Raw genomic sequence first — 12,087 nt, forward strand, 5'->3', positions numbered from 1 at the left:
CATGAAACAGACCATCCTCATCACGGGCGCCTCGAGCGGCTTTGGCCTGCTCACGGCGCGCGCCCTGGCCGATGCCGGCCATACCGTCTACGCGAGCATGCGCGACATCGCAGGGCGCAACGCCACGCAGGCCGATGCCGTGCGCGCCGAAGCACGCGAGCGCAACGTCGACCTGCGCGTCGTCGAACTCGACGTGACCTCGGACGACTCCGCGAAGGCCGCCGTCGACACCGTATTGCGCGAAGCTGGCCGGCTCGACGTGCTCATCCACAATGCGGGGCACATGGTGTTTGGCCCGGCCGAAGCATTCACCGCCGAGCAGTACGCGCAGCTTTACGACGTCAACGTGCTTGGTACCCAGCGGGTGAATCGCGCCGCCCTGCCGGTGATGCGCAAGCAGGGGAGGGGCTTGCTGCTATGGGTCTCGTCCAGCAGCACGCGCGGTGGCACGCCGCCATTCCTCGCCCCGTATTTCGCCGCGAAGGCGGCCATGGATTCGCTGGCGGTCAGCTACGCCGGTGAGCTCACGCGCTGGGGCATCGAGACCTCGATCATGGTGCCTGGTGCGTTCACCAAGGGCACCAACCACTTTGCCCACTCGGGCAAGCCGGCCGACGCCACGACGGAAGCGGAATACATGGATGGCCCGTACGCGGGGATGCCCGACCGCATCCTCAAGGGCCTTGCCGCCCTGGAGCCGGCCGACGCCGATGCCGGCGAGGTTGCTACAAAGATTGTCGAAGTCGTCGGCATGCCGTTCGGCAAGCGTCCCTTCCGCGTGCACGTGGATCCGTCGCAGGACGGCGCCGAGATCGTGAATGGCGTGGCCGACCGCGTGCGACGCGAGCTGTTCTACCGCGCGGGAATCAACGAGCTGCTGGCGCCGCGCATCGCCTAGCGGCGCACAACGCGCGACGGCGCTTATACTCCCTGAGCGGCTGCCCCCTCGCAGCCGCTCAGGGAGCTTTTATGTCGAAGGTGCGCATCGCAGGGTTCAACGTGTCCATGGACGGCTACGCGGCCGGTCCGAACCAGAGCCTGGAAAACCCGCTGGGTGAGAACGGCCCGAGCATCTTCCAGTGGTTCTTTCCCACCCGCATGTTCCACGAGATGGTCGGCAAGGAAGGCGGCGAGACGGGGCCGGATAACGACTTCGCCTATCGCGCGATGGACGGCTTCGGCGCATTCATCCTCGGCCGCAACATGTTCGGCCCGATTCGTGGCGAATGGCCGGACGACGCATGGAAAGGCTGGTGGGGCGACAACCCGCCGTACCACGCCCCCACATTCATCCTTACCCGCTATCCGCGTGACTCCATCGAGATGGAAGGCGGCACCACCTTCCATTTCGTCACCGAGGGCATCGAGGAAGCCCTGCGCCGTGCGCGCGAGGCGGCAGGCGACAAGGACATCAAGATCGGCGGCGGCGTCGCCACGGCAAGGCAGTACATCGAAGCCGGCCACGTGGACGAAATGCACCTCGCCATCGCCCCCGTGGTGATGGGGCAGGGCGAAGCCCTGTTCGCCGGCCTCGACCTGCGTGCGATGGGCTACAAGACCATCGAACACGTGCCGACCGAGCGTGCGACGCACGTGGTGCTGGCGCGAGGGTAGAACCCCCGGCGGCGCCCGATACGCTACCTGGCAGCCGGGTGGAGGTGTGCCCGGACGGCAGTGGCGAACGCCGGATCGGTGGGGATCGGATCCAGCTCGATCTTCCCTGCCTCCGCCTTGTTGGCGGCTGCCAGGAACAGGTGTCCGACGGCACCGCCCACCTGGTCGACGTCGGCGGACGAACCGGCATCCCCGCCATAGTGGTAGGCGCGCGGCGACGCAGCGCCATTGCGGGGGACCCAGATGCCACCGACATGCGGCCAGGTCGGCCCCTTGGCGTTGCCCATATGCACGGCCACCGAGGCGGCCGGGCCACGGAAGTAGGTGCCGGCATTGTCTTCCTTCTCGGCGACGTAGGTGCCGGGTTGGAGCGTATAGCTCCACGGAACGTTCCCAAAGAGGCCGGTCAGCACGGTGTAGGTCGTGGGTTCAGTCAGCGTGATGGTGTCTGCGTGTTCGGGGGTCCGTAGGGTCTTCACCGGTGGGCCGTTGGTGCAGGCTGCCAGGCTGATCACGGAGGCGAGCACCAAGGCGCGGCCGTCGTTCTTCGTCATTTCGGTTCTTCCTGAATTTCCCCGCCGCAAAGTATCGGGGGTGCTGGGGCCGTGCGCAATTCCTTTCGGGTGGATCGTTTTAGCCCGTAGACGTTGCGGCGCAACGCCTTGCCGAAAACCGTCACACCCCTATTCGTCTGCTTATTGAATATACAGAAATGAACTATATACTTATGAGGTAACCAGCCAACGGCCAGACCCCATGAGCGAGTTCGCCCCCACCGAAGCGCGGATCCACAACACCATCGCCAAGTACCCGGCCTTCCCCCGGGAACCGGCCGTGCTGGTGCGCCTGGTCAAGCACATCTACAAAGAGGTGCACGACCAGGCCAATGGCGTGATGAAGGCCTACGGCCTGAACCATCCCGAGTACAACATCCTGATGATGCTGTACGGCGCCCCGGACAACGCGCTCAACCCCTCGCAACTGGCTGACGCCGCTGGCGAAAAATCGGCCAACGTCACCCGGCTGACCACGCGCCTGTGCGACATGGGCTACATCGCCCGTGCGGCCAGCGAGGATGACCGCCGCAAGGTGGAGCTGAAGCTCACCCCGGCGGGCCTGGACCTGATCCAGAGCTTCCTCCCGGACATCGTCACGCTGCTGCACCGGCAGACGCGCAATCTTTCCCCCAGCGAGCAGGGCCTCCTCGAGGGCCTGCTGAAAAAAATGCTGGCCGGGTTCGGGGAGTAAGCGAGCACCGTCATGTCCGCCGTCGTCGCTCCCGCTGCCGTGCCTGATACGCGCCACGTCGTGGTCGAGACGCTGCGCGAAGAGGCGTCCATCTGGTTGTTCGTGGTGAAGACGCTGATCGCGTTCTTCGCCGCCGGCTGGCTGGCCATGCGCTTTGGCCTGCCTGCGCCGTCCACGGCCATGCTGACCACGATCATCGTTGCCAACCGGCAGTCCGGCATGGTGCTGGCGAAGAGCTTTTACCGCGCCATCGGCACCGTGGGCGGCGCCGCCGCGGCGGTGGGCATCGTCGCGGCGTTCCCGCAGGAACGCGACCTGTTCCTGCTGGCCCTCTCGCTGTGGATCGGCATCTGCGCGGGCGGCGCCACGCTCTACCGCAACTTCAAGTCGTACGCGTTCGTGCTGGGCGGTTACACGGCCGCCATCGTGGCCGTGCCCGTCATCGACAACCCACCCGGCGTGTTCGATTCGGCCGTGGCCCGTTTGTCCGAAGTGCTGCTCGGCCTGCTGGTCAGCGGCGTGGTGAACGACGTGGTCTTCCCCAGCCGCATGCGCGACGTGCTCCGCCGCTCGGCGCGCGAGCAATTCGCCCATTTCCTCGAATTCGTGCGCGGCGCCACCGAGGGCAGCATGCCGCGCGAAGCCATGGAGACGGCGCACCTGCGCTTCGTGCGTGACGCCGTGGCGCTGGAAGACCTGCGCAGTTCGGTGATCTTCGAGGACGCGGAAGCGCGCTCGCGCAGCAACCATCTGCGCCTGTTCAACCAGCGCTTCATGGCGGCCTCCACCAGCTTCCAGTCGCTGCATCACCTGGTGAATCGCCTGAAGCGGGCGAAGCGCGATCGCGCCGCCGAGACGCTGATCCGGCTGTACGCGCCAATTGGCGATGCGCTCCACGTGCCGGTGGAAGCGGGCATCGCGGCGCGCGTGTTGTTGCCGCGGCTGGCCGATGCACGCACCGCCATGCGCAACCATTTGCCGACCCTGCGCGCGACGATGGACGATGCGCAGGATCTTCGCGACTACGACACTGGCGCGTCCCTGCTCATGCGCTTTGTGGACGAACTGCATGCGTATGTCGATTCAGCGGCCTCGCTGCAGGCACCGCGCGTCATCGGAGGATCCGCGGAACGCGTGCGTTTTGATCGCGGCAACGACTGGCTCGGCGCCGGCCTGGCGACGTTCCGCACGACGCTGACGATGCTCGTGCTCGGCCTGTTCTGGATCGGCAGCGCGTGGCCCATGGGCTCCAGCGCGATGCTGCTGGCCACGGTGTTCGCCGGCCTGTTCGCGACGACGCCCAATCCCACGCGCGTGACCTGGATCGTCATGCTCGGCTACCTGTGCGGCATGGCGGCTGGCTTCGTCTGCGAGTTCTTCGTGCTGACCCAGATGGACGGCTACGGCTTGCTCGTCGCGGGTATCGCCCCGTTCCTGGCCATCGGCCTGGTCATGATGATGAGCCGCCGGCTGGGCTCGTTCGGCCTGGGCTGGGCCATGGGCCTGGCGTACATCCTGTCGTTGAAGAATGTGCAGACGTACGATCCCGTGCACTTCATCAACGATGCCATCGCCCAGGTGGTGGGCCTCGGTGCCGCGGCGGTGTCGTTCGTGGTGATTCCGCCGGCCATTGGCAGCGCCTGGCTGCGCCGCCGCCAGCTCGCCCGCCTGCGTGGGCAGGTGGCGCTGGCCGCGGAGGCGCCGCTGCCGGGCCTGCGTCATCGCTTTGAAAGCGTGAACCACGACCTGGTCAGCCAGGTGGTCGCGCAGACCCAGCCGGGCAGCGCGGATTCGCGTGCGCTGATCGCGTGGGCGCTGGCCGTCCATGAAACCGGCCGTGCGCTTATCGAACTGCGCCACGACATGGCGCGCCGCGACGTGCCGTCCACCCTGCTGCCGTACCTGCGGGAAGCGCTGCGCACGCTGGCGCGCTTCTATGAAAAGCCGGACCCCGCCGGTTACCTGCTTGCCCGCGATGCGGTGGCCACGGCCATCGCCAGCGTGGGTGAACACAGCGGGCAGGCCCACCTGCTGGAACACCTTCACCTCGTTCGCATGGCGCTGCTCGATGGGGAGTCCGTCCTCGCCGCGTACATGCCCTCTGCTCCGCTTGCCAAGGAGATCGTCCATGCCTCGTGAGATCGCGCTCGGCGACGCCCTGGTTCCGGGGCTGCTCGTCCTCTTTGTCCTGGCCCTCGCGGCGCTGTGGCTGCTGGACACGCTGGCGGGCCGCTTCGGCCTCTATCGCCTCGTGTGGCATCCGCCGCTGTTTCGCCTGGCCGTGTTCGTCTGTGTCTTCGGCGCGTTTGCGCTGTTTCTTACCTGAGTGATGCCGTCATGAAACTCGCTACCGTCATCCGTTTCGCCGTTACCGCGGCGGTCATCGTCGTTGCCGCGCTGATCGGGCACGCGTTGTGGAAGCACTACATGTATTCGCCGTGGACCCGCGATGGCCGCGTGCGCGCCGAGATCGTGCGGATCGCACCGGACGTCGCCGGGCTGGTCACCGACGTGCGCGTGGTCGATAACCAGACGGTGAAGAAGGGCGACCTGCTCTTCGTCGTCGACAAGGCGCGCTACGTGAACGCGCTGAACCAGGCGAAGGCCAACCTGCATGCCGCCGAAGCGGCCGCGCGGGCGTCGGGTGCGAGCATCAATGCGGCGTCCGCGAGCGCGCTGCAAAGCCGCTCCAACTTCGAGATGTACCAGGCGCAGTCCGATCGCCGGCAGAAGCTGATCAACAACGTGATCTCGGCGGAAGACAAGGCCAACGCGATGGCGGCGGCGAATGCCGCGAAGGCCGGCTGGCAGGCCGCGCAGGCGAGCACGAAGCAGGCGAGCGCCGCGCAGGAACAGGCGCTGGCGGCCGTGGCGCAGGCGCAGGTGGAAGTCGCTTCCGCCCAGCTCAACCTGGACCGCACCGAGGTGCTGGCCCCGGTGGATGGCTACGTCACCAACCTGGACGTGCGCGTGGGTGATTACGCCAGCGCCGGCACCGCACGGCTGGCGCTGATCGACAGCCATTCGTACTGGATCTACGGCTACTTCGAAGAAACCAAGCTGCCGGGCCTGCGTATCGGCGATCCGGTGGACATTCGCCTGATGAGCGGCGGCGTGCGCCTCAAGGGCTCGGTGGAAAGCATCGCCCGCGGTATCACGGATGCCGACAACCCGACCGGTAGCGACCTGCTGGCCGACGTGAACCCGACCTTCAACTGGGTGCGCCTGGCCCAGCGTGTCCCGGTGCGCGTGCACATTGACGCCGACCACCTGCCGCAGGGCACGATGCTGGCGGCCGGCATGACCGCGACACTGGTGGTGCGTCCGTCGCACCCCGAGCAGGTCGCGGCGCGGTAAACGCTACTTTGCCAGCCGCTTGAGGCGGAGCTGGAGCCACTTGTCCACGTCAGCCCATTCGGTGGCGAGGATGCTGTAGCAGACGGTATCGCGGAGCGAGCCGTCTTCGCGGCGCTTGTGGGCGCGCAGGATGCCCTCGCGCTTCGCGCCGATCCGTTCGATGGCGCGCTGGGAATCCTGGTTATAGGCGTCGGTGTGGAATTCCACCGCCACCACGCCCAGGTTCTGGAACGCGTTATCCAGCAGCAGGTGCTTGCACGCCGTGTTCAGATGGCTGCGCTGCCAGCGCTTCGCGTACCAGGTATAGCCGATGGCCAGGCGGTAGGGGTCGGGCGTGATGTCGTAGTAGCGCGTGGTGCCGACGATGTCCCCGCTGGCGTTCTCACGCACCACCCATGGCGCCATCCGGCCTTCGACCTCGCCACGCAGGGCCTTTTCGACGTAGGCGGTCATCTGGCCCGGGGCGGGCACGGTGGTGAACCAGAGGTCCCACAGGTTGCCATCGGCGGCGGCCTGCTCCAGGGCGGGCACGTGGGACAGGGCCATGGGTTCCAGGGTGACCCAGGCGTTTTCCAGGCGATCGGCCATGCGAAGGGCTCCGTTCAGGCGTCCAGGTCGGGGATCAGGCGGCTTTCGATGCGGGCAATCGTGTCTTTCAACAGTAACTTGCGCTTCTTGAGGCGGGTGAGCTGGACCTCGTCGCGGCCGATGGCCAGGGCGAGCTGCTCAATCGCAGCGTCGAGATCGCGGTGCTCTACCTTGAGCTCGGCGAGGCGCTGGGATAGCTGGGTGGAATCCTGAACCTGCATGGCGACGGCCGGCGGGGAGGGAAGCGGGAAGTTTACCCCCCGGCGGGGCAGCCCGCAGCGGCTACAATAGGAGGCTCGTCCCTTCCGTAGCACCCCGCAGCATGTCCGCCATCCCTGACACCACCCGCAAACAGACCTACGAAGCCGGCAAGCTGGCCAAGCGCCTGCGCCGCCAGGCCGGCCAGGCCATTGCCGACTACGGCATGATCGAGGACGGCGACAAGGTGATGGTGTGCCTGTCCGGCGGCAAAGACTCCTACACCATGCTCGACATCCTGCTCTCGCTGCAGGCGAAGGCGCCGGTGCGCTTCGAGCTGATCGCCGTGAACCTGGACCAGAAGCAGCCGGATTTCCCCGCGCACGTGCTTCCGGAATACCTGACCGGGCGCGGCGTCCCGTTCCACATCATCGAGCAGGATACGTACAGCGTCGTCACGCGGGTGATCCCGCAGGGCAAGACGATGTGCAGCCTGTGCTCGCGCATGCGCCGCGGCGCGCTGTACCAGTGGGCGTCGGACAACGGCGTGACCAAGATCGCGCTGGGCCACCACCGCGACGATATCCTCGGCACGTTCTTCCTGAACATGTTCTACCAGGGCAGCCTGAAAGCCATGCCGCCCAAGCTGCAGTCGGACGACGGCAAGCACGTGGTCATCCGCCCGCTGGCGTACTGCCGCGAGGATGACATCGAGGCCTTTGCCGAGGCGAAGGCGTTTCCCATCATTCCCTGCAACCTGTGTGGCTCGCAGGAAAACATGCAGCGCAAGGTGGTCAAGCGCATGCTGGCCGACTGGGAAAAAAGCCACCCGGGGCGCAGCGAGACGATGTTCCGGGCGCTGGGTAACATCGCGCCGTCGCAGCTGATGGATCGACACCTGTTCGACTTCGCGGGCCTCGGCGCACGCGAAGGCGCGGCGCGCGCTGACACGCATGCATGGCTTGGCGGTAGCGACGCCGCCGACGACAACGACTGACACTTTCCCTTCCACCGCTTCAAGGCCTGACGATCATGACCCTGTTCTCCGCTGTCGAACTCGCCCCGCGCGATCCGATCCTTGGCCTTAACGAAGCCTTCGGCGCCGATACGCGCGCGGACAAGGTGAACCTCGGCGTGGGCGTGTACTACGACGCCAACGGCCACGTCCCGCTGCTGCGCGCCGTGCGCGAAGCCGAAAAAGCTCGCCTCGAAGCCCAGCTGCCGCGCGGCTACCTGCCCATCGACGGTATCGCGCTGTACGACAGCGCCGTGCAGAAGCTGCTGTTCGGCGCGGCGTCGCCGCTGCTCGCGGATCGTCGCGTGGTGACCGCGCAGGCGCTCGGCGGCACCGGCGCACTGAAAGTCGGTGCCGATTTCCTGAAGCGCCTGAACCCCGACGTGCCGGTGGCGATCAGCAACCCGAGCTGGGAGAACCATCGCGCGCTGTTCGAGTCCGCGGGCTTCAACGTCGTCGACTACCCGTACTACGACGCCGCCACGCACGGCGTGGACGTGGACGCCATGCTCAAGGGTCTCGCCGCGCTGCCGAAGGGCGCCGTCGTGGTGCTGCACGCGTGCTGCCACAACCCCACCGGTGTCGACCTCGCCGAGGCGGACTGGAAGCGCGTGATCGAGGCCGTCCGCACGCACGGCCTCGTGCCGTTCCTCGATATCGCCTACCAGGGTTTCGGTGATGGCATCGAAGCGGACGCCGTGGCCGTGCGCCTTTTCGCGCAAGCCGACGTGCCGTTCTTCGTCGCCAGCTCGTTCTCGAAGTCGTTCTCGCTGTACGGCGAGCGCGTGGGTGCGCTGTCCATCGTCACCGCCTCGCATGACGAAGCCGTGCGCGTGCAGTCGCAGCTCAAGCGCGTTATCCGCACCAACTACTCCAACCCGCCGACGCACGGCGCGGCCGTGGTCTCCGCGGTGCTGAACCACGACGACCTGCGCGCCACCTGGGAAACCGAACTGGGCGAGATGCGCGAGCGCATCCGCGCGATGCGTCGCGGCCTCGTCGAGCGGCTCGCGAGTGCCGGCGATTTCGGTTTCATCGAACGCCAGCGCGGCATGTTCTCCTACTCGGGCCTCTCCAGCGCCCAGGTGGACCGCCTGCGCGACGAGTTCGGCATCTACGCCGTCGGCACCGGCCGCATCTGCGTTGCCGCGCTGAACGACAGGAACATTGACCGGGTCGCCGAAGCGATCAAGAGCGTGGTCTGATCCACCCATCGACTTTCCCGCCGGCGGGCGCCTCGCGCCTGCCACGGTCACCCCTTTGCATGAGAATCATCGATACATGTTTTTTCGTAACCTGACGCTTTTCCGTTTCTCTGATTCCGTTGCCACCGACCTCGACCGCCTCGATGAGGTACTGCCGGAGCATCGCCTGCGCCCGGTCGGCCCGATGGAGCTGTCGGCACGTGGCTTCGTATCGCCGCTGGGCCGTAACGAAGAAGGCCTGACCCATAACGTGGCCCGCAACACGATGGTCACCGTCGGCAGCGAAGATAAGTTGCTGCCGTCCTCGGTGGTCAACGATGAAGTCGCCAACCGCGTGCAGAAGATCGTCGACGAGGAAGGCCGCAAGATCGGTGGTCGCGAGCGCAAGAAGATCAAGGATGACGTGCTTAACGAGCTCGTCCCCCGCGCGTTCGTCCGCAGCTCGCGGATGAAGGCTTACGCCGACAAGAAGAACGGCTGGTTCGTGCTGGATACCTCCAGTCGCAAGTCGGCTGAGAATGCCCTGAGCCAAGTCCGCGAGGCCCTCGGCAGCTTCCCGGCCGTGCCCCTGGCGCCGGAAGAGTCGCCGCGGATTCTCATGACCCACTGGGTCGCCACCGGTGAACTGCCCGCCGGCCTGGCCCTGGGCGACGAGTGCGAGCTGCGCGACCCGGCCACGGCCTCTGGCGCCATCGCCCGCTGCCGCCGGCAGGATCTCGACACCGATGAGATCCGGGAGCACCTGCGCACGGGAAAACAGGTGTTCCAGCTTGGTTTGGTCTTCGACGACCGCATCTCTTTTGTACTTGGTGAGGACCTGATCCTGCGTAAAATCAAGTTCACGGACGTGGTGCTGGACGAGCAGACCGACAGCCCCGAGAGCGCCGCCGCCGAAATGGACGCCAACTTTGCCCTGATGGCGCTGGAGTACGAGCGCCTGCTGGCCAAGATGGAAGAGTGGTTCAAGCTGCCGCGCCCGGAGTGATCCGTCGGGCCGGTCGCGATGGTTGATACGCCGGAGTGGGATGTTGGTCGGGATCGGTTCTGAGACTGGCAACATGACATTAGAGCAAGGCGACTGGCTGGAACTGGCGACGCCGACGGGCGGCACGATACGCGTGCTGAAGTCGGCCCACCCGCGTGCGCGCCGCTTGCGCCTGACGGTGACACCGAAGGGCGCGCGGCTGACGTATCCGAACGGAACGCACGTGGCGCAGATGACGGCGTTCCTGCGTCATCACGCGGACTGGCTGGAGCAGAAGCTCGGCGAATTCCACATGGATGCCGAGCCGCTGCCGGCGCTGAAGGTAGGCGTGCCGACGCAGTTTCCGTTCCGCGGTGAAGAGGTCACCCTGGACTGGGCCGAAGGCCCGTACCCGCGCGTGCAGCACGACGAAGGTGGCCTCACCCTGGTGCTGCCCGGCCCGCATCACCGCCAGTTGCTGGTGGCGCGCGGTTTGCTGGCCACGTTCTTCGAAGCGCAGATCCGCAAGGATGTCTCGCGCTGGCTGCCGGGCTACATCCCGCTGATCAATGCGGCACCCACCGCGCTACGCATCCGCCCGCTGAAAAGCCTGTGGGGCAGCCTGGATACGCGCGACCGCATCAACCTTGACCTCGCCCTGGCGCTCGCACCGCCGGCGGCGCTGCGTTACGTGCTCGTCCACGAGCTATGCCATCTGAAAGTGCGCAATCACTCGCCGCGCTTCTGGCACTGGGTGGAAAGCATCCTTCCCGAGCACAAGGAACAGCGCACGTGGTTGCGTGCGCACGGCAGTGGATTGAAAGCGCAGCTTGATCGCCTGATCGCCGACGTCGCCGACTGACGCGTCGGCGACGTCTCCCGATCAGCGGGCGGGATCAGTGCGCGAGCGCGAAGCCGGTGATGATCTTCGCGGTTTCGTCCGGCTTTTCCAGCATCGGCATATGGTTGCAGCCGTTGAGCACGGTGGCGCCGATGGACGGTGCGTTCTTCAGGCCGTTGCGCATCGTGTCCAGCGCCGACACGTCGATGATCTTGTCGTCGTGGCACCAGATGCCAAGCACGGGCATCTGCAGCTTCGCCAGCACCGGATCCAGCGCGAAGGCCTGCTCCGGCTGCTTCAGCTCGGCGAAGGTGCGCTCGATGAACGCGCGATCGGCCACGTTGCGACGGATCAGCGCGTCTTCGATGCGGCCCGGCAGGTGCGGTGGCTTGGTGAAGATGCGTGCCAGCAGCGTCTCCAGTTCCTCGCGGTTGCTGAAGAGGAACGGATCCTTGCCGGCCTTCACGTCACGGACGAAGTCGTTCTCCTTGAACGTCAGGCCCAGCGAGCTCATCAGCGCGAGCGCAGCGACGCGCTCCGGGTGGTCGGCCGCATAGACGCCGGCGATCGCGCCGCCCATGGACTGGCCGACCAGAAGGAAATGCTGCAGGCCCGCCGCCTGGGCGAAGGCCTCCAGCCGTGCCGCCTGCGCGGGCACGCCGTAATCGCCGCCTTCGTTGCGCGATGACTCGCCCCAGCCGGGCAGGTCCGGGATCACCACGTGGAAATGGTCGGTCAGGCCCTTGGCCATCTCCAGCCAGTTTTCCTTGTTGGCGGCGAAACCGTGCAGCAGCACGATGGTCGGGCCCTGGCCACCTTCGTAGTACGACCATGTGGTGTCACCGGCGACGACGGTTCGCTTGTCGACGTGCGCCTGCATCGCCATGCGCGCCGCGTCTGCCTTGACCAGCAGCTGAGGCGCCAGGAGATAGACCAGGCCCGCGCCGGCACCGAGCACCACGGCCACCACGATGAGGAACTTCAGGCGGCGCAGGAGCAGGCGCTGCCAGAGCGGGCGAGCGGTCGAGGGTGTTACGGGAGCGGGGGTGTTCGCCAT

Annotated in this window: 14 protein-coding genes; 10 read left to right on the forward strand and 4 right to left on the reverse strand. The window is 66.6% G+C overall.

The window, feature by feature from the left end:
• The first annotated feature begins 1 nt into the window (after position 1).
• Both FIV34_RS01725 and FIV34_RS01730 read left to right on the forward strand, forming a co-directional pair.
• On the forward strand, positions 2-898 hold the full coding sequence (locus FIV34_RS01725; protein ID WP_139979054.1) for an SDR family oxidoreductase: 897 nt from the start codon (positions 2-4) through the stop codon (positions 896-898).
• Between the two features lie 71 nt (positions 899-969).
• Entirely contained in the window at positions 970-1,614 is a 645-nt protein-coding gene (locus tag FIV34_RS01730; protein WP_139979056.1) for a dihydrofolate reductase family protein, read from the forward strand.
• Positions 1,615-1,637: 23 nt separating this feature from the next.
• Here the strand turns inward: FIV34_RS01730 and FIV34_RS01735 are convergent, their stop codons facing one another.
• The gene (locus FIV34_RS01735) at positions 1,638-2,168 is read right to left on the reverse strand and encodes a hypothetical protein (protein ID WP_139979058.1); all 531 of its coding nucleotides are present in this window, start codon (positions 2,166-2,168) and stop codon (positions 1,638-1,640) included.
• Between the two features lie 202 nt (positions 2,169-2,370).
• Between FIV34_RS01735 and FIV34_RS01740 the strand changes: the two genes are divergently transcribed.
• The 4 genes from FIV34_RS01740 to FIV34_RS01755 are packed head-to-tail and all read left to right on the forward strand — an operon-like array spanning position 2,371 to position 6,219.
• The gene (locus FIV34_RS01740) at positions 2,371-2,862 is read left to right on the forward strand and encodes a MarR family winged helix-turn-helix transcriptional regulator (RefSeq protein WP_139979060.1); all 492 of its coding nucleotides are present in this window, start codon (positions 2,371-2,373) and stop codon (positions 2,860-2,862) included.
• 12 nt (positions 2,863-2,874) lie between these two features.
• A complete protein-coding gene (locus tag FIV34_RS01745; protein WP_139979062.1) occupies positions 2,875-5,001 on the forward strand; it encodes an FUSC family protein in 2,127 nt (708 codons plus the stop codon).
• On the forward strand, positions 4,991-5,188 hold the full coding sequence (locus FIV34_RS01750; protein ID WP_139979065.1) for a DUF1656 domain-containing protein: 198 nt from the start codon (positions 4,991-4,993) through the stop codon (positions 5,186-5,188). The genes FIV34_RS01745 and FIV34_RS01750 overlap by 11 nt, the downstream gene beginning before the upstream one ends.
• Positions 5,189-5,199: 11 nt before the next feature.
• Positions 5,200-6,219 (forward strand): HlyD family secretion protein, encoded by a 1,020-nt coding sequence (locus tag FIV34_RS01755; RefSeq protein WP_139979067.1) that lies wholly within the window; start codon positions 5,200-5,202, stop codon positions 6,217-6,219.
• Positions 6,220-6,222: 3 nt separating this feature from the next.
• Here FIV34_RS01755 and FIV34_RS01760 read toward each other — a convergent pair whose 3' ends face one another.
• A complete protein-coding gene (locus FIV34_RS01760; protein WP_139979069.1) occupies positions 6,223-6,807 on the reverse strand; it encodes a GNAT family N-acetyltransferase in 585 nt (194 codons plus the stop codon).
• 14 nt (positions 6,808-6,821) lie between these two features.
• On the reverse strand, positions 6,822-7,028 hold the full coding sequence (locus FIV34_RS01765) for a YdcH family protein (protein ID WP_139979071.1): 207 nt from the start codon (positions 7,026-7,028) through the stop codon (positions 6,822-6,824).
• A gap of 101 nt (positions 7,029-7,129) precedes the next feature.
• Here FIV34_RS01765 and ttcA point away from each other — a divergent pair, with 101 nt between their 5' ends.
• The 4 genes from ttcA to FIV34_RS01785 all read left to right on the forward strand — a co-directional run bounded on the left by ttcA (position 7,130) and on the right by FIV34_RS01785 (position 11,051).
• A complete protein-coding gene (gene ttcA, locus FIV34_RS01770) occupies positions 7,130-8,002 on the forward strand; it encodes a tRNA 2-thiocytidine(32) synthetase TtcA (RefSeq protein ID WP_139979073.1) in 873 nt (290 codons plus the stop codon).
• A 35-nt stretch (positions 8,003-8,037) separates the two neighbouring features.
• Entirely contained in the window at positions 8,038-9,225 is a 1,188-nt protein-coding gene (locus FIV34_RS01775; RefSeq protein WP_139979075.1) for an amino acid aminotransferase, read from the forward strand.
• A gap of 76 nt (positions 9,226-9,301) precedes the next feature.
• On the forward strand, positions 9,302-10,210 hold the full coding sequence (locus tag FIV34_RS01780) for a recombination-associated protein RdgC (RefSeq protein WP_139979077.1): 909 nt from the start codon (positions 9,302-9,304) through the stop codon (positions 10,208-10,210).
• A 73-nt stretch (positions 10,211-10,283) separates the two neighbouring features.
• Positions 10,284-11,051, forward strand: coding sequence for a M48 family metallopeptidase (locus tag FIV34_RS01785; RefSeq protein ID WP_139979079.1), 768 nt, complete (start codon positions 10,284-10,286; stop codon positions 11,049-11,051).
• A 34-nt stretch (positions 11,052-11,085) separates the two neighbouring features.
• Here the strand turns inward: FIV34_RS01785 and FIV34_RS01790 are convergent, their stop codons facing one another.
• Positions 11,086-12,087 (reverse strand): alpha/beta fold hydrolase, encoded by a 1,002-nt coding sequence (locus FIV34_RS01790; RefSeq protein WP_139979082.1) that lies wholly within the window; start codon positions 12,085-12,087, stop codon positions 11,086-11,088.

The organism is Luteibacter pinisoli (assembly GCF_006385595.1).
Taxonomy (GTDB): Bacteria; Pseudomonadota; Gammaproteobacteria; order Xanthomonadales; family Rhodanobacteraceae; genus Luteibacter; species Luteibacter pinisoli.